We start from the raw sequence: 25,791 nt of genomic DNA on the forward strand, positions 1-25,791 counted from the left end.
GTAAGCCTGATAAATGTAGCTATCTTTTTATACTGCTGATATTGCTAAACCCTACCAGTTCATCATATCTAGAGCCTGGTCTTCTATGGTAAGCAAAAACCTGATAACTATTTTCTGTTTCGAAATACGAATTCTCAAACACTGTTTCGTTCAGCTTTCCATTCTCATCAACCCAAACATATTTAAAATCATATAAACCTTGTTTAAGTTTAATATTGCCGTAAAATCTTCTTCTAGATGATTCGAAAGTTAATTTGTTGTCTTCGGTTAAAGCATAATTGTTAAATCTGCCAAAAACATAAACATTGCCTTTTGGTGTGGGCGGTGGAGCTGCCAATGTGAATAGAATATAGGCGTAATCGCTGTCGGTTACATTATCTCTACCATCGTTATTTCTGATGAAGAAATTTCCGTTTTCGTCAAATTGGTTGCTGTATCTGCTGTTGGTATTCGGTAAATCTATAGACAAAATTACGTTTTGGGTACTGTCTCTATAAATATCCGCTACGTGTTCCGCTTTGTACCTGAAACTTCTGGTATCGAATTTTCTAAATTCATATCCTCCCCAAAAATGGTTGGTATTGATGTCATTATACACCAGTGCGCCAGGCTTTACGAATGATGGTTTTGTGTTTACTATTGCCGTTTGTGGAATGAAATTCTGCATCACAACCGCTTTTACTTCTTGGAAAGGATTATTGATTGGTGTTTGATTAAATAACGTAAAGTTTACTTTCTGTTTGGAGTTTCTATCAGCAACTTCGGTAGCTGGAACAACTTCTGCACCAATATTTATCGAATTGTTTAATACGTAAAAACGCTGTGTGATTACGATCTTTTCAGGGTTGTTGTCTTCATAAACTTTCAGAATATAATTTCCGCCAATTCTTACTTTCATCTGATCGTTAGGGAAGTTGAGTTGATAATGTGTAAACTTCACTAAGGTGTTGAAAGAATACTTATAGTTGAAAATAATATCCTGTTGCACGCCTTCGAGGTAGTCCAAAATATTCAATCTCGAAGATTTCCAATCCCAAGTGCAATGTTCTATCGTGTAACCATAGTTATGTTGCCCACCACGTAAATCATCAAATCCAAAGGTGATTGTTTCGCTACTTTTTAAGTTGATAACGGGGAGGGATTGTTCTTTACTGCTATTGTAACATTCCACCGTTTTAATGAAAGATCGATATGTTTTGTTTTGATAATCTTCTTGAGCATGAAGATAGTTGATGCTCAAAGTAAAAAACAGCAATAGCGAAATATATTTTATCATGTTTTAAATATATCAAAATATTAACAACACACCGTTTGGCAGTTCAAATTGTTGACTTGAAATTAACGTAATCGTGAAAGGTTAATTATGAAGCAGTAAAGCTATCCATGATTCTCATCGTTTCCAAAGCAACTTCAGCCGAACAAGGGTTGATGTCTTCGTTTCTAAAATAGGCCACCACTTTTTCAATCATTGGCTGCTCCACATGTTGTAACGGTTCAAAGTCAATTGTTTCTGTTAAGCCATCAACATCCAATTTAATGCTTTGACCAAATACTGAGAAGCTTATTTTTCCTTTTGAGCCTATAATTTCGCACAAATCTGCTGTTTCATCTTTAGGTACAGAAAAACACCAGGTTCCGCTGAATATAATGCCGTTTTCAAAAAGAATCTGTCCGGATACTAAATCGTCAACCGGAGAACAATAGTCGTTTCTGCTAGCAATTCCGTTAAATTTCAATGCTTTTCCAAAATAATACAGCATCAAATCCAGTTGGTGCGGTGCTAAATCATGAAATAAACCACCTCCAGAAATAGCTGGGTTGATGCGCCAGTTTTCCTCCGAATTAGCAATTACGTTGTTCGCCGCGGGCTGCAACATTTTTAGTGTTACAAAACGTACATCGCCAATAGCTTTCTCTTCTAGTAAAGATTTGATTTTTAGAAATAAAGGTTGCGCTCTACGGTAATGTGCTACCACCAATTTTACGCCCGTATTTTTTGCGGCTTCAGCCATTCGCAATGCTGCGGCGCCATCCAATGCCATCGGTTTTTCTACGTAAACAGGTTTTCCTGCACTCAGCGCAGCAATGGTATATTCCTCATGCTGTAATGGCGGAGTGGCAATGTAAACGGCATTTACTTCAGGATCATTGATCAGGTCTGCGGCATTGCTATACCATTTTGGAACGCCGTGTCGTTTTGCGTAGTCTTCCGCCTTTGCGGCATCCCTGCGCATTACCGCCACTAGCTTAGAATTTGCAATTTTATTGAATGCAGGTCCGCTTTTTACTTCCGTAACATCGCCGCAACCAATAATGCCCCATTTAATTTCGTTCATGTTTTTTGCTTTTCCGTAAATGTTATCTGCGCTGCGAAGCAATATCAAAGTTTATCACCTTGGAAGACTGATTTCTGGTGGAGCTATTGGTAATGACTAAAACGCTTACCCTTCCAACTCCATAATTTCTGCAGCTAATTCTTCCCAAGTATTTTGGGCCGAATCCAACAATGCTTTTTCAGCCACATATTTTTTATTGGCAGCTTCTAATTTTTTAGGATCGCTGTAAATTTCTTCTTTAGCCAATTCCGCTTCGCATTGCTTAACGCTAGTTTCAAAAATGCCTATTTCCTCCTCAATTCGTTTCAATCTATCGTTCAGCTTTTTTAACTGCTGTTGTACGTTGGCGGGTGCAGGATCTTTAACTACTGGTTTTTTTTCCTCTTGTTTTACTGGTATGGCCTTTGGCACTGGTTTTACCCGTTTAGAATCCCACTCTTCAAACTCAGCATACGTTCCAGGATATTCCTTGATTTTTTCTTCCTCAATAAACCAAATTTTGTTGGCAACGTTATCCAAAAAGTACCTATCGTGTGATACGGTAATGAATGTACCTTCGTATTGTTGCAGTGCTTGTATCAAAATATTCACCGACTGGATATCCAAGTGGTTGGTAGGCTCATCTAAAATCAGGAAATTGCTATCGGCGGTAAGTGATTTTGCTAATGCCACCCTCGATTTTTCTCCTCCAGAAAGCACCTTAATTTTCTTAAACACGTCATCGCCAGTAAATAGGAAGCAACCTAAAATTCCACGTAATTCCGTATCTGTGTGCTTTGGTGCAAAAGCTTGAAGCTCTTCTAAAATGGTATTGTCTAAATGTAACGACTCCAATTGGTGCTGAGCAAAGAAAGTAGCTGTCACATTATGTCCCGTTTCGCAAGTGCCTTCGTAGTTTTCAGTTCCGGCAATGATACGCAGCAAGGTAGATTTTCCTTTACCATTGGCTCCAATTAAAGCAATTTTATCGCCTTTTTCAATTACTGCCTCGGCATCTTTTAAAATCTTAACGTTAGGATAGTTTTTAGTTACATGTTCTAAACGTACCACATGCCTTCCCGAAGGTTTAGAAAACTTAAAGCTGAAATTTACCGTTGGGTTGTCATCATCTACATCTTCTACACGTTCCAATCTGTCCAGCGCTTTGATGCGGCTTTGCGCCATTTTCGCTTTGCTGGCTTTAGCTTTAAAACGCTCAATTAAACGCTCTTCCTGCTTAATTTTAGCCTGCTGATTTTTAAACTCTCCGCGTTGTATTTCGGATCTAAGTTCCTTTTCTTCTAGGTAAAATGTATAATTTCCAGCGTAAAGCGTAAGTTTTCCTTTACGGCTTTCTACAATTTTATTGGTGATTTTATCTAAAAAGTATTTATCGTGTGACACGATTACAATAGCGCCTTCAAATCCAGCCAAATAGTTTTCTAACCACTTAATTGAAGGTAAGTCCATGTGGTTGGTTGGCTCATCTAGCAATAAAATATCAGGATCTTGCAAAAGAATTTTAGCCAGCATCACACGCATGCGCCATCCACCCGAGAAAGTGTTTAGTGGCCTCAATTGGTCTTCGGCACTAAAACCTAAACCAGCCAGTACCTCATTTGCTCTGTACTCAATGTTATAACCGTCTAAAGCATCAAATTCATGTTGCTTTTCGGCCAATTTATTCAGCGTTTCTTCACTGTAGTCTGTTTCTATTACCTTAAGCAGCTCTTCAATTTCCTTGTGGAGTTTGTTCTGACGATCAAAAGCTTCCATGGCCACCTGCAAAATAGGATTGTGGCTATCGTAAGACAATAAATCCTGGTTCAAGTAGCCCAAACGAAGATCCTTAGCCATCGAGATACTACCCGAATTTGGTGTGTATTCACCAACAATTAATCGCAATAATGTAGATTTTCCCGCTCCATTGGCACCAATCAATCCCACTTTATCGCCAGGCTTAATGTGCCAATCGGCTTCGTCGTACAAGGCCCTCGAGCCAATCAAAAAACTAAGGTTATTTATAGAAATCATTATGCCGCAAAGATAGCAATTGATTTACGATATACGATTTTAGATTTACGATTGAGGTTGGACAGCATGTTGGCCATCTTCCTACTGGATAATCAGTTTTTTACTGCTATCATAAAATAGTTTACGATACCAGCTATCAAACCTGATACAACTATTAATGAAAAAAGGAATTTTATTTGAGAAGTCATTGATAGACAAGCGAGATAGCTAATCATTTGAAGCCTGATTAGTATAGAAGTTTAAATTCATCATAAAACTTGTAATATACAAATCATTTATCTACAATTGAATTCCAAACAGCTCTTAGATGAATAGAATTATCTTGGTCGGAAACGGATTTGACCTAGCACATGGCCTAAAAACGAGTTACAAAGATTTTATCAATCATTATTTAAAATCCGTGTTTGAAAGGTTTCGGGAACAACACTACCGTTATTCTGATCCACTTGTAAGTATTCAATCAAAACACCCCTATGTGGTTTCTTTTCCAAGGGAAAGCACTTCAGACTATAATACTTATCTGGGCGAGTTTATCAAAGACTATAAAAGTGATTATAAAGTCGTTATATCACCATTATTGCAATTTACTAGGTTAAATCTATTATCGAAAAACTGGGTAGATATTGAGATGGATTATTTTAAAGTACTTTCAAATGCTATAAAAAACAATATAGTTGATGTGAAAAATGTACTTGAAATTAACGAACAACTTAAACACATCAAAAAAGAGCTGGTAGACTTCTTAAAGATATATAACAGCAGCATTGAAAAGATAATCCCTGATCCAGGGCTACTTAACATCTTCAACGAACGCATCTTATGGAATGACATATCTACAACATTCAATCCAGAAGAAATGAGGAAAGACTCCATTTTGACCTATAATGATTACGTCGCAAGAAAGCCGAGACCAATCCAAACGATGATTGTCAACTTCAACTACACATCAACATTGGAACATTACTTAGATGAAACAAACGACGTTCAGGGCAACACGACACTTAACTACATACATGGAAAACTGGATTCAGTCGAAAACGAACCTATATTTGGCTTCGGGGACGAATTTGATAAAACATACTTAGAATTCGAAGAGTACAATGAAAACTGTTTATTTGAGCATGTGAAGTCCTTCAGGTACTTTTTGACGCCGAACAATAAAGACCTATTGAGATTTGTTAGCAGCGACCTATTTCAAGTATATATTCTTGGCCATTCATGTGGATTGACTGACAGAACAATGCTCAGGTCTATTTTCGAAAATAAAAATTGTAAGGCAATAAAGATTTTTCATTACAAAAGACCAGACGGTTCAAACGATTACCACGAAAAAACTATTGAACTTGGAAGACATTTTACCGATAAAGGTTATATGAGACGTGTGATTGTAGATTTTGATGAAAAAAACTTCATGCCGCAACCTTGTTTAAAAACTAAATAGTCAATCATGAACGAATTTAAAGATTTTTTTAAAGAGCTTAAAGAACGTGCTACTTCACCTTTCTTTGGAAGTTTTATAATCAGCTGGTGTCTGATCAACTGGCCAATTCTACTCGCTATTTTTTTTACCAACGATGAAAATGTAAAAGACCGGTTTACATTCATATATGAACTGATCATTAAACACCAGAACTTCTTTTCATTTTTTATGTTTCCCTTTTTGTGCGCAGTAGGATATACTTTTGGATATCCATTTATAAGACGATTAATAAAGTGGCACATTGCTACCCAAACTGCAAAAAGTGATTCTGCCATTTTAAAAAGCACCGGCATTGCATCTGTTTCTCTAGAAAACTACATTACAATGAAAGAAGCCCAAGAGGCTTCACAGAAGAAGCTTTCTGGTCTAATAAATGATCAACAGAAGGTTTTGTCAGATCAAGAAAAATTGAGGAAACAACTAAATGACGAGAAGGTAAACAGCCTCAATCTCAAGCAATCGACCATCGACTTGCACGAAAAGATTGACAGCAAAGTGAGATTCGGACAAATGATCTATTATTTGGGAAGTTGGGGTGTTATTGATAAAACGAGTAAAAAAATATCAGAGTTTTGGTTAATTGAGGAACGGGAAATAATTTTTGATCAAAAGGATCCGGGTTCAATCCTATCCTTTTTAGCCGATCCTGAGCAACGTCTCATAGCTTTCCAATTACGTATAAAAACGCTAGTGGAGAAATCTATAGATTCAACAGGTGCTTTAATTACGTCACAATTGCAGGCAGGCGACGCCAATAAATTATATCAAACCGTAGAAATTGAAGAATTATATATTTTTAAAGTTTCGGACGATATGAATTCTCTTACCTCAGTGACATCTGACGAAAACAAAGCTGTTAGTTTAAAACGTCTGTAATTAGCCAGTGTTCAAAATTCCTGTCAATAAGTAAAAGGTCGAAACGACCTCCTATCTACTTAAATTTGCGTAAATGGAAATCATTTCGCAAAATATCCCTATCGTTAAGATTTAGCCGAACACTGGTCAGATTGCTGGCATTCCAACCAATCCATGATTAATCAATGACCATCGTCGCTAAAAACAGGTACGGTCGATCAAAGATCATCCAGAAATGCTCGAAAATTAGAGAGTGTCTTGTTGTGACTTATGCAGATGAATATGTTGCCATTGCTGGAAATATGCGATTGACAACAACTTCAGATGAAGCATCAGTTGTGCTTATGAAACGCCAGTCCCGCTTTCCGTTGCAATCTTTTTGTTTCGTTCTTTTGTGACTCACCAAACTTACGAAGTTTCGAAAACTTCGTAAGTTTAATTCCTATGCTCAGCATGACAGCAGTAACAAAAAGTATCTCCACTTTAATCGGGTTTATTGAACTTAAGTCTATACACAAAACCGCTAGCCATACTTACAAAGTTCTCAAAACGTCGTCAGCTTATGCCATTATTCCGGAAATTCCACTTTAAAACCAATACCACGTACTGAGTCAAACTTGATCCTGTCATCCTCCTTAAAATACTTGCGTAATCTGGTCATAAAAACATCTAAACTTCTACCCAAGAAATAATCATTTTCGCCCCATAACTTTTCTAGAATTTCCTTCCTGCTCAGTACTTTATGATTGTTTTGCGTAATTAAAAGCAGTAATTCGGTTTCCTTTTCGGTAATGGTGTAGGTTTGCTCATCAAAAGTCAGTTGATATTGGGCTGGTATAAAGAAATAGTTGCCAATAGGTATTACGGCTGCGGCGGCTTCCTGTTGGTTTCTACGAAGGATGTTCTTCACTCGAAGCAGCAGTTCTTCCGGCTCACAAGGTTTGGTAACGTAGTCTTCCGCACCAAGCTTCAATCCCAAAATTTTATCAATACTTTGGGCTTTTGCCGTTAAAAATAGGAAAGGAATTGGCGCCTTGTTTTTGATGATTTTTGAAAGTTCAAATCCGTCCATTTGTGGCATCATCACATCAATAATTGCCAAGTCTAACTTAGCTAAACTATCCAGGCTTTCTACAACTTCCAATGGGTTGCTGAACCACATTACCTCAAAACCTGATACTTCAAGATATTGCTTAATCACTAAACCCAAATCAAGGTCATCTTCCACTAGTAAAATACGGCTAGGCATGAGGCAAACTAATGTTAAAAGTTACACCATTTGTAGCGTTTGTGCTTACATCAATGCTACCTAAATATTTATCTATCGTTTGTTTAACGATGTGCAATCCCAAGCCTAACCCAGTAATTTGTAGGTTTTCTGGTCTGCTAACGCGATAATACTTATCAAATATATAAGCTTGCGCATCTTTCGGGATGCCAATTCCATTATCGGCCACTTCAATGTTGATCTGGCTAGAAAAATCTAGTTTCACCTCAATATGGTTCGCTCTATATTTTACGGCGTTCTCAATTAAATTATTCAGTAACTGTTCAAAATCGTGTTTCGATAGTTGCGTATTTGCTTTAAATGCAAAATCAAAATCAATACTCACACCGCTAAATCTTTTTAAAGTCTGATCAATGTAGGCTTTAATCGCAGCTTCATCAATTAATTCGCTATCCACCTCAGGATTTCTAACAGCAGATGCTACCTTTTCCAATCGTTGAATTTGACGTTCGAATAACTGCTTGTTATCGCTAGCGGGCATTCCTGCCAAACTGAACTTTAGCGTAGCAATTGGCGTGCTTAACTCATGCGAAATGGAATCAATAGATGTATAAAGCTGCGCTAATTTGGATTGCTGTAGTTTTAAATTTTTAGTAGTGCGCCAAAACAAATAGGTAAGCAAAGCGATGATTGCCAAGCTTACTAACGACAACGGCAGTATTTTTTTAAAAACTAAGGCACTGAGGTTAATCAACTCTACTGAAATCCTTGATCTGATAATGTAATGATAGTGCGCATCAACCTTTAGCTCGGTATCTCGTTCTGTAAAATTAGAATTCCATTTGCCTTCACTAAATACAAAGCCGGCGCTTACTGGGGCTTTTGTTTTGAACAAAATTAAAGGATGCTTTTTTGAAAGTAATTCAAGCTTTCGGTTCTCATCGTAAACGGAATAAATTTCGCTACGCAAAGCGATTTTAAAATTGGTACTCGCTGTTTTTTTATCTAAAATAGAATCTACTTCCTTCTCATAGAAATTTTTAAAAGTGAACCATTGTTTTCGCTCATCAAGCTTTTGGTTCATAAATAGTTGGTTAGAAGAAAGTTTTTTCAGGCTTAAAATCAGGGAGTCTTCGCTAGCATCTGTTTCGTATTTTTCCAGTTGCTTTACTACATCGTCTGCAATGATTTTTACTTGCTTGTTTAGCTCTTTTTCTTCGAGGAGATAGGAGTTGTACACATAATAGCTTTGTAATGCAATAAGCACTAAAAAACAGCTCAGAAAAAGTAAAGTGGTACCGATTCCTTTATTCATTATCCAAAAATACAAAGTCAATTCAAATCGTCACAGCATTAACGCTTCATTAACTTTTCATTAACCAAGCTTGCCAAGTTTTAGAAACAGTTTTGCAGCAGGATAATTGAATTATGAAGAAATATATCTTTTTACTATTTGTAGTGCCATTTTTTGCTTCGGCACAAAACCCAATAGACACCTTGAGCAAGTCAAAAAAGGACAGTGCCATTGTACTTAACGCAGTTAACGTGAATTATAAGAAGCCAATGTTAAAGCGTAAGGCTGATCGCTTGGAATTCAATATCGACCAAACTCCATTACAAAATCTCAACGGTTGGGATATCCTTAAAAATACACCAAGTGTGGTGGTTAAAAATGATGAGCTTTCGGTGCGTGGCAATACCCAAATTTTGGTAACTATTAACGATAAAAAAGTGATGATGAGCCAAGAGCAGCTCAAACAATTGCTAGAAAATACCGAGGGAAGTAGCATCCAGTCGGTGGAAGTAATTACCAATCCACCAGCTAAATACGAAGCTCAAGGAGGCGCTGTAATCAACATCAAGATGAAGCAAAATAAATTGGCGGGTTACAAAGGACGTTTGTCTGGTCGCTACCACCAATCTATTTACGCTAAAGGTAGGGTAGGGTTAATGCAATCCCTCAATACAGAGAAATGGCAAATTAGTTGCGACTATAACTTTGTATCGGGTAAATATGTGAGGAAAAACTATGATGTGGTTACTTTTGATGAAAGTCAAACCCGTTGGGAAAGTGATATGGTGCGTAAAACCGAAGCACCAGTACAACACGCTTACAACTTCGCCTCGCAGTACAATATTGATTCACTACAAAATATACAATTTGGTTTTGACGGTAACTTTAACCCTTCTTCTTTAGGTAATTACTTAGTTCCAACAAACATCTACAGTACAATTAGTAATCAAGTACAGTCCAACTATCTTACGTCAAACTACCGAAAACAACGTTACGGCGGCTTTAATGCTTACTTTGCTTACGATAAAAAATTCGGAGCTAACAACCTCACCTGGTCCAACAACTTTAGCAGTAACCACCACCGTGAAAATCAAGAAGTGGGAACTTATTTTAGATTCATCAACGAACCAGAACGTTATGATCGCTTTGCTAGCAATAGTTTACAGCAAATTAAACTTTACGCCTCACAACTTGATTATCGGTTTAGTAAAGATAAACTCACTTTCGAAAGCGGGGCCAAATACAGTTTTGTAAGTAATCAGAATGATTTGAGCTTTTTCGATGGCAATCAGCAAAATTTAATGTTTGATCCAAACAGAAGTAATTTATTTAAATACCGTGAGCAAATTTTTGCAGCCTATCTTTCCGCTAACTATCAATGGGATAAATGGGAAGCAAAAATGGGTCTGCGCTCCGAAACTACCTTGATTCGCACCATCTCCAATCAGCCTTTTGTGGAGAATAAAACCAACAGCACCAATCTATTTCCCACCTTTTATTTGATGTACAACGTTACCAAAGATCAGCAATTAGGTTTTTCTTACGGCAAACGGATTGCCAGACCAAATTACGATTTTTTAAATCCGTCAAAATCATATTATAACTTTTACTCTTATTTTCAGGGCGATGCCAATTTAAAAGCTACCATCATCCACAACCTGAGCTTAACCTACACACTTAAGGATTGGAATTTTGAAGTTTATTACAGCCATAGGGTAAATCCGTCAATGGAAATTTCAGTGCAAAATCCTGCCACTTTCGAAACGGTTTATAACTATACCAACATCGAAAAAAGTAATAACTGGGGTGCTAATTTTTCAAAAGGTGTGTCAGTGAGTAAAAATTGGAAATTAAATTTATACGCCATGGGCGAGTATAATGATGATTATTTCATAGGCGTTGACCAAAACTTATACAAAAACAAAAATTTCTTTTACTACGGCAATATCTCCAGTCAAATAACTTTAGATAAAGCCAAAACTTGGGATTTGAATTTGTCCTATGTCTATAATTCTAAATCTATCCAAGGATCTTTTAACATCACTTCTTCCCAAAACACTAATATCGTACTTAACAAAAAGCTATTTGCCAAACAGTTCGAAATAGGTTTAGTAGTAAATGATATTTTTAAAACCGATAACAGCATAGTTTCAGCAAGGTACGCTAACCAAAATCAGTACTTTACCGATTATCGAGATACGCAGTATTTCATGATCAACTTGAAATATAACTTTGGCAACCAAAAAGTAAAGGATGCCAAAGCTAGGGCTAAAACTACGGAGCAAGGTAGGATGTAGGGCGGTACTGGGTTATAGAGTTCGATATTAGAATTAGACGTTTGCTAACTATGGCAGTGATTAGGCAAGCTATGCTTTAAACTTTTATCGAACTCGCTTAGCGCTGTTGCCTGCATAGTAAGTCATCTTTAGTTTTGAAATTTAAATAGCTGAATGACAACCAAGTTCTATTTTTCTGATCTTGCAAAAAGCTTCGTATCCTCCCGTCAAGTCGTTGGTTAAATTCATCTTTATCTCGTTTAATAGCCAAATTATTTAAATCGTTATCGCTTAATTCAATTGGAACTGCTGATGTATCTGCATTTAAAGAGGTTCTTGCTGTTTCTACGGTAGGTAGCATTGTCCTGTAATCATCTTTTTGTGTGCGTTTGACCACTTCATCAATTAAAACCGCTCTTTTTTCTTGTAAAATTGGAAGTGTTTTATCGGAGAAACTCATCAGGTGGTCAACATCAATACCTATTTTCTCTGCCTTTGAGAAATTGTAATTCACAATTAAAGTATCCCAGTTCACGAAACTACAGAGTAAAAGTAACGCATACCAAACTTTAGCATTAACACGATATAAATAGAAAACCGTTTTATGCTTGGCTACTTTGATATAAACAGTACTCAAACCTACCAAGCACAATAACGCAAATACTACTACGCCGATCCGTTTATAGGTTAAGCCATGATAAAAAATGTAATCGTAATCTCTATGCAAAACTGATGCTACCAAAAACACATTTTGTGCTATCCATATGAAAGCTAGTAATTTGATCCATTTATTGCGATTGTAAAAATTTAAGTTACCACTAAAGAAATAGACGATAATGATCATCGCCATAACGATACTGAATATAAGTACGTTAGTTCCATCGTGAAGCTCCGCCGAAAAATCTCTAATGATAATAGTTCGGTCTGTTAGCCATAGGTTAACAAAATCGATGCTGTTTAGAAGTAGCAATAACAAATTAAGCGCCACTAGAGATACGATTCCTATAATATTTTCAGTTTTGAGCCCCAGTAATTTATTTGTCTGATTCCCAGCTAGCAATGTCCTAAAATCCTGTAAGAATTCTGATAATTGTCGGTTTCGTCTTTTTCTTATCAGGTCGTCTGTTGCGGTAACTTCAATTTCAGCAAGCTCTTTATGTCGTAAACTAATCAACAGCGCCGCAGTAATTAAAATGCCAATCAAAATCATAAAGCATTTAGCAAAGCTGATGTCCACAAACAGAAAATTAAAGATGTTGCTAAATAAAGCGTTGATTTGATGTGTAATTGCAAAAACGTATTTCGCAAAAATGGCATTGGCATTTGCATACAATGAACAAAATATGACCACAAGCAACATTGGAACAATTACGAACTTAAGTAGCCTAGTAAATGGCCTGAAGTTGATTTTGCCTAATTTGGTGGTCTGTAATTTCGTTATAATTCCGTATGGGCCGCTAATCAATTGAAGAACGCCAAGGACAGTTGAGGTAACTACTGATTTAATTAAAGGAAAGTGCGTTTGACCAACAAAAACTAGTAACGTCAACACCCAAGTAACTATCGCTAAATTTGAGTTGTTGTAAATAACATAGCAAGCAATGGCTAAGTGGCTTGTCGCTGCTAAAACTTGACCTTTACTTACTGGCAACTGCTTGTTTGTAAAGGTAACTAACAGTACAAAAATTGAATACAACAGCAAGTTCACCCCAAAGAGTTCGTTCCAAAATAACAGCTGAAATATGAAACCTCCAGCAAGCATGGTATAAAATTGAAAATCTATTTTTTGTTTCATTATAAGGGAAGTTTATGATTTAGAGCTAGTAAGACCCAAGCATACAAGATGGCTACAGGAATGTTGAAGAGCAGTAATAGCGCCGCTTTGATGAGCGCAGGGCGATGATGGGGCGAAGCGATAGTTAGATGTAGAAATAAAATGAAAAGGATAATGCTATTGACGATAAATGCTATTATGACGTAGAACAAACCAATAATCATTATCAAATCAGATGCGTTGCTAAGTTTGGCTACTAAAAACAAAATGGTTCCAATTACCAATGACAGCCTTGCCGACTTTTTAGCTATTGATGTAATTAACATGGTTTTAAAAGCGCTTTGAATTTCAAAGTTAAATATTAAAAAAAGGTAGCCGTTAACTACCAGCAAATGGTGTCCCGAATAAACCAACCGCAAGTTCAGCCCACGTGAGCAATAGGAGCAACACAATTACACCAGTTATGATTAATCGCCACTTGGTTGATGTTACCTTACTCGCTACCAGTTCAATGGCAAACCCGGTGAGGCTAAGCAGCGTACCCATTACAATAAAATCGAAGAGGTTCCAGTTCACTTCCTTGGTAAACTGCATCGCTACGGCGGGGATTAATAAAATGAAGGCAATAATTCCAAAAGTAATGGTTAGGCGTTGTTTACTGGTTGTTTTTAAAGTGTTCATTGTTTTCATGTTGTTTATTTAAAATTAATATAAAGTACTTTGTTTTTCAAAGTTAATGTTCAAAAAAAATTAAATGCCTTTGATCATCTTTTCTAACGCATCTAAATGGCCTTTAAAAGCTTGCTTGCCAAGTTCGGTAATGGTGTAGGTGGTGTTGGTTTTTCTTCCAACAAAAGCTTTGTGCATTTTAATGTATTCGGCTTGTTCTAAGGTGTTCAAATGGGAGGCAAGGTTACCATCGGTAAGTTCTAATAGCTGCTTCAAATCGTTGAAACTTACACTGTCGTTCACAATAAGCACCGACATTACGCCCAGCCTTATCCTGCTGTCGAAAATCTTATTAAGTGCCTGTATTGGATTTTTCATGTGTATATCTACGTTTTAAACTGAAAGAAATTGAACATTATACTACGTTAATTTCCTGTGCCCTTCTCATATTTAAAATACATGATGCAACCGTAAAATATGTGCAGCACGCCAAAACCAATAGCCCAAAAGTATAAGCCCAAACCAACGTTGAACATGGCGATAAGCCCTAAAATAATTTCACAGATACCTAAAAATCTAATATCAGAATAGGTGTATTTGCTGGCGTTAATCAATGCCAATCCGTAAAATATCAACGTACTTGGAGCAATTAAGCCTATCGCATTGTTATGATTTAAAAGCAAAGCGATAACAAACATTCCGCCGCTTATCAAAGGAATGGCTAAATTAACGATCAGATTTTTAGCGGTACTGTCCCAAATAGGCAAGTTCTTTTTTCGGCTTTGCCTATACGTAAAAAAGGCGCCACCTGCCAGCGCAGTAAAAAGTACCAAAACAGCAATTTTCAACAATTTAAATTCTATACTTAAATCGGCATCAACACCGTAGCCGTAACCACTTGCCTTATAAGTTTTGAGTGCTTCGTAGGCGAAATAAGCACCAACTAAAGCCGTTAATCCGGCAAAAATACCTGATAACCCACTCAAAGAAATGAATTTTGATGAGCGGTTCATGATATTTCTTATATCATTTAACGTATCTAATTGTTCTTGCTGATTCATTTTTTTAAAAGTGCTTTGTGTTTCAAAGTTATTAATCAAATTTTGATTTGCAAATTTTTATCGAAAATTTTTTGATATTGATGACCGATCTAAGTTCGTGGTGATATCACATTTAATCCAACGGACTGTCTCTTGAAGTTATGGGTGAGCAAGCTTTCATCAATTAAACAATTTAACCTACATTTGCTGCATGTTACAAGCCAAAGGGATTAAAAAAGCATACGGGAGTCTTTCAATATTAAAAGGCGTGGATTTCGAGGTTGCTGAAGGGGAAATTGTAAGTATCATTGGCGCTTCGGGTGCCGGTAAAAGTACGCTTTTACATATTTTAGGTACTTTGGATCGTCCAGATCAGGGTTTTGTAAGCTTAAAAAATACGGATGTGAGTAGGCTTTCTGGAGAAGCATTGAGCGTTTTCAGAAATTCAAATATTGGGTTTGTATTTCAATTCCATCATTTATTGCCTGAGTTTAATGCCCTGGAAAATATCTGCATTCCAGCTTTTATTGCAAAAAAAAGTAAAAAAGAAGCAGAAATGAGAGCCTACGAACTACTAGATTTATTTGGCTTAAAAGAAAGAGCGCTGCATAAACCTAACGAACTTTCTGGTGGCGAACAACAACGTATTTCGGTAGCTAGGGCCTTAGTCAACAATCCAGCAATTGTGTTGGCCGATGAACCCTCGGGTAATCTTGACTCGACCAATGCTGATGCATTACACCAGTTGTTCATTAACCTGCGTGATAATTTTAAGCAAACTTTTGTGATAGTGACGCATAACGCTGACTTAGCCCAAATTAGCGATAGGGTAGTAACCATGAAAGATGGTTTAATTGTTTAATCGTTTAAACTGATGGATTGTTTTGCTTAAGGAAATCACTTTGGCTTTTTTACCGAACGCACAATTCATTGATTAGTCATAAATAACTTGAAAATATTAATAACTGGCGCAAAAACAGCAACTGCTTTAAAAATCACCAAAGCATTTAATCAGTTCGAAATCCTTTTAGGAGACTACGGAGATTTGCCTCGTATCACTACAAACACTTATACATTTGCCGAATTGGGTGTTTGGAATAAAGATGTTTTAGCGCACAATTTATTAACAAAATGCTTGGATTATGGAGTCGATATGCTACTCCCTTTATATGAGGCTGAAGTTGCCGCCGTTGCCAAATCTTTAGTATTGTTCGAAGAGTTTAATATTGATGTATTGCTGACGGATGGCTTTGAAATTGACCGTTTTAGTTCTAAAAATTGGGCGATTTTTCATAAAGGTGATTTGGTTTTTAGCACAACCGAAGTTCTTTTAGATCCAAATTTGCAGTCAGCATTGAATGGTGCGTATTATGTCAATCCAGATGGTTTAGCGCACGCTACTATTACAATTGCCGATCCTAGTTAACGGAACTTCCTGCATTAAATCCTAATAACTTATTTTACTTTACTTACTATGATGAAGTCGTTCGATAAATATCTTAAAGCAAAAAAGGCTTTAATCATCACTTTAGACGATGCCATCTATCCAGAGAAAGACTATCTGCTTCAAGTATATTATCTTTTCTCAGAATTTATGGCCTATACAGAGCAGTTTGATGCTAAGCTGTTGCTTGATTTTATGAAAACAGAATTTGATCGCAGTGGGGCGCAAGCCATTTTCAAAAAAACGGCGGTTAAATTTGGTATTGAAGACAAGTATGAGCACAATTTTGATTTATTGCACGAAACGGCTAGGTTACCGTTAAAGCTACTAATGTTTCAAAATGTTTTGTCGCTGTTACAGGAGGTTGTTAAAGAAGGCAAAGAGATTATTTTGCTCGCCGACGGAGATCCCAACATAGCTATTAATAAGATTAAACAATTGGAGTGGCACGGATTGGAGCAAAACCTGAAGGTTTACTTTATTTCGGAATATGATTTTTCGTTAGATAAAACGATATCTGCTATCCTAGTTTCGAAAGATATTGATCCTCAAGAAGTAACATTAATATTGTCTGAAAACCAATTTGTGCAAAAAAACGTAAATATAAATGCGGATTGTTTTTCTGTAACAGAAATATTGTGAAAAATATTTCGTTAATTAGTGTGCTTATTAATTATTGAAAATGAAGATAAAGTATGTTTTGATGCTTTTCGCTGCATCCACTTTAGCACTTAGTGCTTGTAAAAAAAATAACACTCAGCCTACGCCAACACCTACGCCTACGCCTACTCCTGTAACGCCTACTCCTGTAACGCCTACTAATGCTACTAGGCAACAACTTACCTTAGATTCCATTTTCCTTTATGCGAAGGAAATATATTATTGGAACGATAGGCTGCCAAGTTACGATGTGTTCAATCCAAGACAATATACTTCTGCAGCGTCTAATGCAGCGAGCTATACTGCAGCGCTAAATGCTATAGCACGATATTCGAATCCGTTCGAATGGACGTCAACTTCTACTTCACCAAAGTATTCATATATATTCGATAAGGTAAACAAAAATCCCGTTGCCTTAATCAATCCAGTTTCATCAGTTGATTTGGAAGGTAATGGGAATGATTTGGGTATCAGATTTGGCCTTTACGGAAGTGAAAATGATTATGCCATTTATGTAACGGCGGTTTATCAAAACTCACCAGCAGAGGCGCAAGGGTTTGTGAGGGGAGATTTAGTGAAAAAAATTAATGGACAAAGTTTTGGCACAAATTATTCGGGTGAAGTTGGTGCGCTAAATAACGCACTTAATGGCACTAGCGTTACATTGGAAGGAATTAAAGCAGATGGAACGACCTCGTTTAACAAATCAGTAACTAAGGGAGTTTTTAAGAGCAGCCCTATATACAAAACTAAGGTGATTACCGCTGGTGCTAAAAAAATCGGTTATTTAGCATACGCTAGATTTTCAAATAAGGAGAATTCAGAAACTGCACTATCCAATGCTTTTTCAACATTTTCTTCCAGTGGTGTTACCGACTTGGTAATTGATTTACGCTACAATGGTGGCGGTTATATAAGTACAGCAGAACATTTGATTAATCTGATAGCGCCATCAACAGCTTCAGGTACGATGTTTACTGAATATTATAACAGCACAATGAAAAATAATCAGGCTGTAATATTACAAAATCAACCGTTATTGGATGGAAATGGTAAGGTTCAATATTTCAATAATCAAATTGTAAATTATTACAATTATAGATCAAACCCTTATTCTGAAGCAAATAATACTTCTTATTTCTCCAAAAAAGGCAGTCTCAATAGCGTCCGAAATATCGTATTCTTAGTTTCGAGTAGCACTGCTTCAGCAAGTGAGCTAGTAATTAATAGCTTAAAGCCTCATATGAACGTGAAGCTGGTGGGTCGTACTACCTATGGCAAACCAATTGGTTTCTTTCCTGTAACTATCGAAAATAAATATGATATCTATTTCTCTATGTTCGAGACTAAAAATTCTGCAGGAGATGGAGGCTATTTTTCAGGGATGGTGCCAGATTTCAGTTTATATGAGCTTACTGAAATTAGAAATCCGTCCGGAACGTTAACTGGTTACACAATGGTTGATTTTGGCGATGTGAATGATACCTATCTAAAAAAAGCATTAGATATTTTAGCACCAGGAGTTACAGTTACTAATGATAGAACAACTATGTCAACGTCTTCTGTTAAAACTACTTCCAAAAATATCGTGTCTTCTTCAAATGTTATCAATGCAGAATTTGCAGATAAGGAATTTAAAGGGATGGTTGAAAATCGTTTTAGATTAAGGAATTAAAACGAAATTAAAATAAGATTAAGGCCGCATTAGCGGCCTTTTTTGATATTAAATTTTTACAAAATAGTGTTCAAAAACTGCATTTCAATTTTGTTAATCATTTAAAAAATTGTTAAGCTTGTTTAAACAAAAATATAATACTTATGATTGGGGACTTAATTGAGAAAGAAGAAATAAATACATACGATTTTTTACCTGCAGACTTACAGCCTTCGGAAGATATTTTAAGTAAGTTATCTTATGCGCAACGCCTAGGTAACGAGTTTAAATCTAAAGCCTATATTGCATTTAACACTAAGGATGGGATTAAAAAAGTGAGTACAACGGTTTGGTCGGTAACTGAGAAATACTTGCAGTTAAAGAATAATGTGCACGTGCCTATCAGGTCAATAGTTGATATAGACTTCTAATAAAAAATCCCAGCTGAAACTGGGATTTTTTTTATAACTATTGCTTTTTCATTTGGAGGTTTTCTCTGAAAATAGCTGTTAGGTCTCGCTGTTTATCAATATTGATAATCACTTCTTGAATTACGCCAACCGCGTCAGTATAAAAAGCTTGGTTAATGTTTTTAAATTCATCTGTAGCTTTGTGATAATCTTTATGATCTTCTACTCCAAAATATAAAAAAGGAATATTCTTGGCGTTAAAGGCGCCCTGATCGCTTTGATTAGTCCAGTCATCGTGGCCAAGTTTAGGATCATCATGACCCAAGAGTAATTTGATATTTGGGTTGGTAGTAATGATATATTTTTTCAGCTGCGGATATTTGAAAGTTCCCACCACGTAGAGTTCGCTTTTATCATTGTGGCTAATCATATCCATATTGATATTCAATTTGATCTTGTCCAGCGCAACTGGCGGATTTGCAACAAATGCTTTAGCACCTTGCAGTCCCATCTCTTCCGCATCGAATAAAGCAAAAATAATGGTATTGTTCGGTTGATGCTCTTTAAAATATTTAGCATAGCTTAATAAAGCACCTACTCCCGAAGCGTTGTCATCAGCGCCGTTATAAACTTCCTCTTTAATCACGCCAATATGGTCGTAGTGTGCTGAAACTACAATCACATCATCAGATTTTCCTTTGACATAAGAAATTAGATTCACTCCCTTGGTAACGCTATTTCTCCCTTTAATTTCAAAATTCTGCTCGTAAGCTCCTAGCGCTGGATGTGCCTCTGCACCGATTTCCTTTAATCGTTTTACTAAGTAAGCTCTTGCAAGTTCACTACCCTTCGTTCCTGATTTTCTACCTTCATATTCATCGGAGGATAGAATCTCCACATCCTTTAGCAACTGTGTATTTGCGGTTTTTGCTTCCTTTACCGATCCACATCCTAATTGTATCGCTAAAGGTAAAATAAATAGTAATCGTCTCATGTTCTTAGTTTATGCTTTAAAGTTAAAAATATCTGAGAAAAAAGTTTTGTTTTTGTAAAATCTTGATGAGCGATTTCGCCTTTGCAAATAACTAGTTAAATTGCCATTTCAAAATTTCTAAAAATGGAATATAGAAGACTAGGAAAATCGGGCTTGCAGGTAAGCAGCCTTTCATTTGGTAGCTGGTTAACTTTTGGTAACCAAATTAGCGATAAAGTTGCAGACGAGCTGATGGGCGTTGCTTATGATGCCGGCGTTAACTTTTTTGACAATGCCGAAGGATATGCCGAAGGAAAATCGGAGATTGTGATGGGCAATATCATCAAAAGCAAAAAATGGGAGAGAGATACCTTTGTGGTGTCGAGCAAGGTTTTTTTTGGAGCCGAAAGAAAAGGGCCTAATCAGGTCGGTTTATCACGTAAACACATTATTGAGGCTTGTAATGCTGCGCTGAAACGCTTACAGGTTGATTATTTGGATTTATATTTTTGCCACCGTCCAGACAAGAACACTCCCATTGAGGAAACTGTTTTTGCAATGAATACCTTACTACAACAGGGTAAAATTTTATACTGGGGAACATCTGAATGGAGTGCTGCTGAAATTATGGAAGCTATTGCTATTGCAAAACAGCATCACTTAATTGGCCCTACCATGGAGCAACCTCAGTACAACTTGTTTGAACGTGAAAAGCTTGAAAATGAGTTTTTACATTTATTCAATAACCACGGTTTGGGTACCACCATTTGGTCGCCTTTAGCTTCGGGTATTTTATCTGGTAAATACACCAATAGTGGAGTAGAAGGTACCCGTTTAGGGATGAAAGGTTTAGAGTGGCTTAAAGATCGTACGTTGGCTGCCGATAGGATGGAGAAAGCTAATGCATTGCAGCAGTTGGCTAACGAACTGAATGTTTCACTGGCTAAACTTTCAATTGCTTGGTGTTTGAAAAATCCAAATGTAAGTACTGTAATATTAGGCGCATCAAAAGTCCCGCAATTGCAGGAAAATTTGGAAGTATTAGACGTGTTACCTGCTTTAACATCAGAGGTGATGGATAAAATTGAAGCAATTGTGAAAACTAAGCCAGTATTACCGCAATTTTAGTTAAAAAGCAGAGGAAGTCGGTAACCGAACTTCCTCTTTTTCAAGCCCCACACAATTAATTTTATCTCGCTGTACAGTTTAATGCAGTCTTCGCCATTGATAAATCTGCGCTAGATTTAGACCCTGCTAAATTCAATTTAAGCTCGCTGCTACTGATTGAAGTGATCGTAAACGTGTTGGTGTAGTTGCCAGTAGTAATACTTAGTGTTTTTCCATCTTCGCTAATGGTGTAAGTTCCATTTCCAAAGTCCCAAGTTTCATTAACCGTGCCATCGCTTTTAAACTCCCAATAGTCTGTTGCAGTAAAGCAGGTATAAGCGCTGCTAGATCCAGAATTTTTGTAAGACTGGTAATACCATTTTCCACTCACCAGTAACTCAAGGTTTTTCTCTTTTTCCGTTTTTTCTTCATCTTTTTTGCACGATGTGAATGTTACCGCCGAGCCGATCATAAACATCAGCATTAGTACTACTTTTTTCATTTGATTTTTGTAATTATTGATTATTGATTATTGATTATTGATTATTGATTATTGATTATTGATATTCTTAATAGCCTCTCTAAGCAAATAGTTGAGTTCAAATTCTCTGTTTCATCGTAATTATCTTTTGAAACTAAGCGACTGGTTTATCACGAACTTCAAAAAGCCTAATGCGAATTTTAAATAAAGCATAGATTTAAATGTTTGGTTGTCAGCAAAGTTGATCTTAATATTCAGAGATACTTTGTGTAAGTTTACTAAAGCCTGATATTGGTTAACGAAATATAAATGATTCTGAAAAGCCTTTCGATTTACTATTTTATAAGCGTTTGTTAATGCTTATTGAGGTTTTGTAAACTATATTAGTTGTTGTGCAGCCCTGTTGCTTACATTTGAATTATAATGATAAAACGGTTGAAAGCCCTCCTGTTTATTTGCTTCGCTTTTGGTCATAGCTTATATGGCCAAGACCCTTATCATTACCTTATCGATAAAACGAGTGGCTTACCCTCTAACAGTGTTTACGATATTTTTCAAGACAAAACGGGTTACATTTGGTTTGCTACCGATGAAGGACTATGCAGATACGACGGTACAAAATATACATCGTTTTCTGGTGATGCGCAGACATCTAAAGCGGGATCTTGTATTGCTCAAGATCGGTTCGGTAGGATTTGGTATAGCAATTTTGATGGTTATATCTACTATGTTGAAGCAGGGAGACTTCACGCGTTGCACAATAAAAAGCCGAGTGGTTATTTTAAATATGGTATTGATGACAACTACCTGTATATCGTAGCCGAGAAAGGCGTATCTGTTTATGATATCGAAACACTTCAGTTTATAAAATGTATTGCAATTAAAGATAGTTCAATATCATCTGCCAGCATGATTGACGATCGGTTTTACGTTGTGGGCGATTTTTTATATGAAATTTCAGATGGTAAGTTGGTTAGAAAGCTGCCTTTTGTAAGCAAGGTTGCCGGCAATAGTGTTTTCCCAGTAATTATACAGAAAATTGCTCAAGGACTAGTTTTCATATCAAAGAATACGAGCGCTCATCAGCTATTGAATACTGATGGCAAATTGGTGAGGTTTAAACGGCCAAACGCTATTAACTTCGTTCAAAATGTTACAGTAACCGCTGACGGCTTGTGGCTTTGTAATCCTAAAGGAGCTTATTTGGTAGATAAGTTTGAGCATTATAAAAGTTATTTCAGCAGCTTTAACATCTCCAGTGTTTTTAAAGATAGAAAGAACAATTACTGGTTTGCCACTGTGAATAAAGGAGTGCTCTTGGTTCCCGATTTTACAAACAAGCTCATAGAAATGAAATCGCGTCCTGTAAAAGTTCGTTTGGACAAGGATTTACTGTATATATCTACCGAGGACGATGCGATTTATCAAATGGATTTAAAGGGAAATTCGGTGAAACTGCTGCATCGAGGCGATAGTAACCATGCCATAAATCAACTATTTGTAGATCGACAAACTGGTCATATCATTTTCTCATCAAATACTTTTAACGTGCTTTCTAAGCAACGGAAAAAAATAATTAATGCACGAATTGCCATCAAGGAAGTTGATAAAGTAGACGGTAAGTACTTCAGTTTTGCTGCAAGCGGTTCGTTTGGATTGTTCACAGTAGGCGACAGGTCATTTAAAAGCAATTGGGATACGCTATTTAAAGCGCAAGAAAATACTATTCATCATTTTTCTCAAGCGGCGTTAATGTCTAACGTGAATGCAAAATCCACATCCTACAATGTAGTGCACAAAACGATTTATTATGCGACTAATTTGGGGTTGTATTACGTAAACTTAAATGCTGCCGGAGAAATCAGATATAAAAACGAAGTACTCTACATTAAAAACTTAGTCAGCTACGGTGAAAATACATTTGCGCTTTCTACTGATGGTAAGTTATATCAAATTTCAAATAAGCAAAGGATAGTACCTGTTACACTTTCTGATAAATATGTGATTAAAGGAGCACATCGTATTAGCAAATCTAACTCCTTGATGATTATTTATGCTACTTCAGGTCTTTACGCTTACGACATGGCGACTAAATTATTAAATAAGTTGTCTAATTCGTACCAAGATTTTGACGTGACAGATGTAGTCGATGCTGGAGGACATTTAATAATGGCAACATCGAAAGGTATGCTTATCGATAACAAACAGAGTCAAAAAAGTAATTATCTAAATCAATTTTTAATTGAGGAAGTTACCGTTAACAATCGGGCTGTCGCAAAAACCGAGTTAAATCAATTGTCGTACCGTCAGCATAATGTGGAAATTGACTACGCCCTTTTAGCGTTTACACCTAAAGAAAAATCGGATATCTACTACAAATTAAATGATGACAAGTGGCTACCGCTTGCTTCACAGAGTGGCAGCTTAAAGCTGAGTTCGCTTTCACCTGGTAAGTACAAAGTGGTGTTTAAGGTAGATGGTTTGGAGGTTGAAAGGGTAAGCTTCACAATAAATAAGCCTTTATGGCTGTCGTTTTGGTTTATTTCATCTCTATGTGGGCTGCTGATTATAGCTGGTTATTTAATTTCTAAATTCAAGATTGAGCAAAATAATAGGCGCAATCAACTCAAGTTAGACAGAGTCAGTCTCGAAAATAATTTGAACCAGTCTAAGTTAAAGGCTATCAAATCACAGATGAATCCTCATTTTTTTTATAATGCGTTAAACACCATCCAATCCTTTGTTTTGGCGAATGAGAAAAAACAGGCAGTAAACTATCTATCTAAATTCGCCAACCTTACCCGTACCATTTTAGAAATGTCGGAAAAGGAAGAAGTTTCATTGGCTGAGGAGATAAGGACCATTGGATTTTATCTAGATATTGAAAAAGCTAGGTTTGACAATGATTTCGAATACCAGATTATTGAATTAGGTATTGGAAATAAAGAAGAGCTTAAAATCCCGTCAATGTTGTTGCAACCTTATCTGGAGAATGCAGTAAAACATGGCCTACTGCATAAAGCCGGGCCTAAGCAGCTGAAAATTACATTCGAAAATTCCAATAATCAACTTATAGTGCGTATCGATGATAATGGTATTGGTAGAAAAAAAAGTATCGAATTAAACAAAATTAAGCAGGGCACGCATAAGTCTTTTGCTACTGAAGCTATCCAAAGTAGAATTGACCTCATTAACGAAAATAAAAAGCACAAAATTACCGTAGAATATATAGATAAAATCGCTGCAAATGATCAATCAATGGGTACTACAGTAATCATTAAATTTCCCCTAAACTAACTGATGTATGGATGCAATAATCATAGATGATGAGAAAAGGGCGAGGATCAACTTGTCGTTAATACTGAAGGAGTATTGTCCGGAAGTAAATATAGTCGCCGAGTGTGAAAATTTATCGCAAGGGGTTAAAGCTATTCGTAAGTTAAAACCATTAATTGTTTTGCTGGATATAGAAATGCCAGGGCATAGCGGTTTAGAGCTGTTGGATTTTTTTGATGAGCACGAAATAAATTTCAGTATCATATTTACTACTGCTTATAACGAATATGCTGTAAAAGCATTTAAGTTTTCGGCTGTTGACTACCTTTTAAAACCTATTATTCCAGATGAGTTGGCAAGCGCCATACAACGCGTTAAAAAGCAACAGGTCAAGCTACAAGATTATGTGGTGTTAAAGGAAAATTTGCACCAGGCTAGCCTAGGTAAAATCGCCATTCCTTCAGGTACTTCGCTTATCTTTTTAGAGGCGATGAAAATCTTATTTATAAAGGGCGAGGGTGCATACTCGGAAATTACCATGTTGGATGGCAGCAAGCACATGGTAAGTAGAAATTTGAAAAATTTTGAAGACGTTCTTGTTGGTAGTCACTCTTTCTTCAGGCCACATAAATCATATATTGTCAATCTTGACCATGTGGTTTCGTATAATAAAAGTGATGGTGGAAGTTTGTTTTTTAGCAATCACCAGTCCGTTCCAATTTCATCAGAAAAAGCTCAACTCATTCTGGACAAGATAAAGCTAGTGAGAAGATAAATGAGACTTATGAAGTTTGTATGGTCTATCATAAGTCTCATCGGTA

General features: G+C 36.5%; 23 protein-coding genes. 11 read left to right on the forward strand and 12 right to left on the reverse strand.

What is annotated here, in order from left to right:
- Nucleotides 1–19 precede the first annotated feature (19 nt).
- The 3 genes from ACY2A0_RS14945 to ACY2A0_RS14955 form a co-directional block, all read right to left on the reverse strand.
- Entirely contained in the window at nucleotides 20–1,276 is a 1,257-nt protein-coding gene (locus tag ACY2A0_RS14945; RefSeq protein WP_461790270.1) for a type IX secretion system plug protein, read from the reverse strand.
- A gap of 85 nt (nucleotides 1,277–1,361) precedes the next feature.
- Complete coding sequence (locus ACY2A0_RS14950) at nucleotides 1,362–2,336, reverse strand: Gfo/Idh/MocA family protein (protein ID WP_461790271.1); 975 nt, start codon at nucleotides 2,334–2,336, stop codon at nucleotides 1,362–1,364.
- Between the two features lie 105 nt (nucleotides 2,337–2,441).
- A complete protein-coding gene (locus tag ACY2A0_RS14955) occupies nucleotides 2,442–4,349 on the reverse strand; it encodes an ABC-F family ATP-binding cassette domain-containing protein (protein ID WP_461790272.1) in 1,908 nt (635 codons plus the stop codon).
- A 307-nt stretch (nucleotides 4,350–4,656) separates the two neighbouring features.
- Between ACY2A0_RS14955 and ACY2A0_RS14960 the strand changes: the two genes are divergently transcribed.
- Together ACY2A0_RS14960 and ACY2A0_RS14965 are read left to right on the forward strand one after the other, a co-directional pair.
- Nucleotides 4,657–5,790 (forward strand): AbiH family protein, encoded by a 1,134-nt coding sequence (locus ACY2A0_RS14960; RefSeq protein WP_461790273.1) that lies wholly within the window; start codon nucleotides 4,657–4,659, stop codon nucleotides 5,788–5,790.
- Between the two features lie 6 nt (nucleotides 5,791–5,796).
- Nucleotides 5,797–6,705 (forward strand): hypothetical protein, encoded by a 909-nt coding sequence (locus tag ACY2A0_RS14965; protein ID WP_461790274.1) that lies wholly within the window; start codon nucleotides 5,797–5,799, stop codon nucleotides 6,703–6,705.
- Between the two features lie 547 nt (nucleotides 6,706–7,252).
- Here ACY2A0_RS14965 and ACY2A0_RS14970 read toward each other — a convergent pair.
- Both ACY2A0_RS14970 and ACY2A0_RS14975 read right to left on the reverse strand, forming a co-directional pair.
- Entirely contained in the window at nucleotides 7,253–7,933 is a 681-nt protein-coding gene (locus tag ACY2A0_RS14970; RefSeq protein ID WP_461790275.1) for a response regulator transcription factor, read from the reverse strand.
- The gene (locus ACY2A0_RS14975) at nucleotides 7,926–9,227 is read right to left on the reverse strand and encodes a sensor histidine kinase (RefSeq protein WP_461790276.1); all 1,302 of its coding nucleotides are present in this window, start codon (nucleotides 9,225–9,227) and stop codon (nucleotides 7,926–7,928) included. Before ACY2A0_RS14975 ends, ACY2A0_RS14970 begins: the two co-directional genes overlap by 8 nt.
- 113 nt (nucleotides 9,228–9,340) lie before the next feature.
- Between ACY2A0_RS14975 and ACY2A0_RS14980 the strand changes: the two genes are divergently transcribed.
- On the forward strand, nucleotides 9,341–11,503 hold the full coding sequence (locus ACY2A0_RS14980) for an outer membrane beta-barrel family protein (protein WP_461790277.1): 2,163 nt from the start codon (nucleotides 9,341–9,343) through the stop codon (nucleotides 11,501–11,503).
- A 97-nt stretch (nucleotides 11,504–11,600) separates the two neighbouring features.
- On the opposite strand, the gene ACY2A0_RS14985 is transcribed toward ACY2A0_RS14980, so the two are convergent.
- Genes ACY2A0_RS14985 through ACY2A0_RS15005 form a run of 5 tightly spaced genes read right to left on the reverse strand, consistent with a single transcriptional unit; the run spans nucleotide 11,601 to nucleotide 14,986 of the window.
- Nucleotides 11,601–13,277 carry a DUF4153 domain-containing protein gene (locus ACY2A0_RS14985; protein ID WP_461790278.1) on the reverse strand — a complete coding sequence of 559 codons (1,677 nt, stop codon included), beginning with the start codon at nucleotides 13,275–13,277 and terminating at the stop codon, nucleotides 11,601–11,603.
- Nucleotides 13,277–13,582: a hypothetical protein gene (locus ACY2A0_RS14990; protein WP_461790279.1), complete on the reverse strand. Its 306-nt coding sequence runs from the start codon at nucleotides 13,580–13,582 to the stop codon at nucleotides 13,277–13,279. Before ACY2A0_RS14990 ends, ACY2A0_RS14985 begins: the two co-directional genes overlap by 1 nt.
- Before the next feature lie 52 nt (nucleotides 13,583–13,634).
- Nucleotides 13,635–13,946 carry a hypothetical protein gene (locus ACY2A0_RS14995; protein WP_461790280.1) on the reverse strand — a complete coding sequence of 104 codons (312 nt, stop codon included), beginning with the start codon at nucleotides 13,944–13,946 and terminating at the stop codon, nucleotides 13,635–13,637.
- A 60-nt stretch (nucleotides 13,947–14,006) separates the two neighbouring features.
- Nucleotides 14,007–14,303, reverse strand: coding sequence for a winged helix-turn-helix domain-containing protein (locus tag ACY2A0_RS15000; RefSeq protein WP_461790281.1), 297 nt, complete (start codon nucleotides 14,301–14,303; stop codon nucleotides 14,007–14,009).
- A gap of 47 nt (nucleotides 14,304–14,350) precedes the next feature.
- Nucleotides 14,351–14,986 (reverse strand): hypothetical protein, encoded by a 636-nt coding sequence (locus ACY2A0_RS15005; RefSeq protein WP_461790282.1) that lies wholly within the window; start codon nucleotides 14,984–14,986, stop codon nucleotides 14,351–14,353.
- Between the two features lie 190 nt (nucleotides 14,987–15,176).
- Here ACY2A0_RS15005 and ACY2A0_RS15010 point away from each other — a divergent pair, with 190 nt between their 5' ends.
- The 5 genes from ACY2A0_RS15010 (at nucleotide 15,177) to ACY2A0_RS15030 (ending at nucleotide 19,154) form a co-directional block, all read left to right on the forward strand.
- Entirely contained in the window at nucleotides 15,177–15,827 is a 651-nt protein-coding gene (locus ACY2A0_RS15010; protein WP_461790283.1) for an ABC transporter ATP-binding protein, read from the forward strand.
- 87 nt (nucleotides 15,828–15,914) lie between these two features.
- On the forward strand, nucleotides 15,915–16,391 hold the full coding sequence (locus tag ACY2A0_RS15015) for a hypothetical protein (protein WP_461790284.1): 477 nt from the start codon (nucleotides 15,915–15,917) through the stop codon (nucleotides 16,389–16,391).
- A 48-nt stretch (nucleotides 16,392–16,439) separates the two neighbouring features.
- Nucleotides 16,440–17,051 (forward strand): haloacid dehalogenase, encoded by a 612-nt coding sequence (locus tag ACY2A0_RS15020; protein ID WP_461790285.1) that lies wholly within the window; start codon nucleotides 16,440–16,442, stop codon nucleotides 17,049–17,051.
- A gap of 40 nt (nucleotides 17,052–17,091) precedes the next feature.
- Nucleotides 17,092–18,744 carry a S41 family peptidase gene (locus ACY2A0_RS15025; protein WP_461790286.1) on the forward strand — a complete coding sequence of 551 codons (1,653 nt, stop codon included), beginning with the start codon at nucleotides 17,092–17,094 and terminating at the stop codon, nucleotides 18,742–18,744.
- Between the two features lie 143 nt (nucleotides 18,745–18,887).
- Nucleotides 18,888–19,154 (forward strand): hypothetical protein, encoded by a 267-nt coding sequence (locus ACY2A0_RS15030; RefSeq protein WP_461790287.1) that lies wholly within the window; start codon nucleotides 18,888–18,890, stop codon nucleotides 19,152–19,154.
- A 37-nt stretch (nucleotides 19,155–19,191) separates the two neighbouring features.
- On the opposite strand, the gene ACY2A0_RS15035 is transcribed toward ACY2A0_RS15030, so the two are convergent.
- Nucleotides 19,192–20,127: a M28 family peptidase gene (locus ACY2A0_RS15035; RefSeq protein WP_461790288.1), complete on the reverse strand. Its 936-nt coding sequence runs from the start codon at nucleotides 20,125–20,127 to the stop codon at nucleotides 19,192–19,194.
- Between the two features lie 123 nt (nucleotides 20,128–20,250).
- Between ACY2A0_RS15035 and ACY2A0_RS15040 the strand changes: the two genes are divergently transcribed.
- On the forward strand, nucleotides 20,251–21,234 hold the full coding sequence (locus ACY2A0_RS15040) for a potassium channel beta subunit family protein (protein ID WP_461790289.1): 984 nt from the start codon (nucleotides 20,251–20,253) through the stop codon (nucleotides 21,232–21,234).
- 61 nt (nucleotides 21,235–21,295) lie between these two features.
- Here the strand turns inward: ACY2A0_RS15040 and ACY2A0_RS15045 are convergent, their stop codons facing one another.
- The gene (locus ACY2A0_RS15045; RefSeq protein WP_461790290.1) at nucleotides 21,296–21,715 is read right to left on the reverse strand and encodes a lipocalin-like domain-containing protein; all 420 of its coding nucleotides are present in this window, start codon (nucleotides 21,713–21,715) and stop codon (nucleotides 21,296–21,298) included.
- Nucleotides 21,716–22,117: 402 nt separating this feature from the next.
- On the opposite strand from ACY2A0_RS15045, the gene ACY2A0_RS15050 reads away from it, so the two are divergent.
- Entirely contained in the window at nucleotides 22,118–24,991 is a 2,874-nt protein-coding gene (locus tag ACY2A0_RS15050) for a sensor histidine kinase (RefSeq protein ID WP_461791591.1), read from the forward strand.
- 7 nt (nucleotides 24,992–24,998) lie between these two features.
- The gene (locus ACY2A0_RS15055) at nucleotides 24,999–25,745 is read left to right on the forward strand and encodes a LytR/AlgR family response regulator transcription factor (RefSeq protein WP_461790292.1); all 747 of its coding nucleotides are present in this window, start codon (nucleotides 24,999–25,001) and stop codon (nucleotides 25,743–25,745) included.
- Nucleotides 25,746–25,791: the final 46 nt, after the last annotated feature.

The organism is Pedobacter sp., from assembly GCF_965249885.1.
Classification (GTDB): Bacteria; Bacteroidota; Bacteroidia; order Sphingobacteriales; family Sphingobacteriaceae; genus Pedobacter.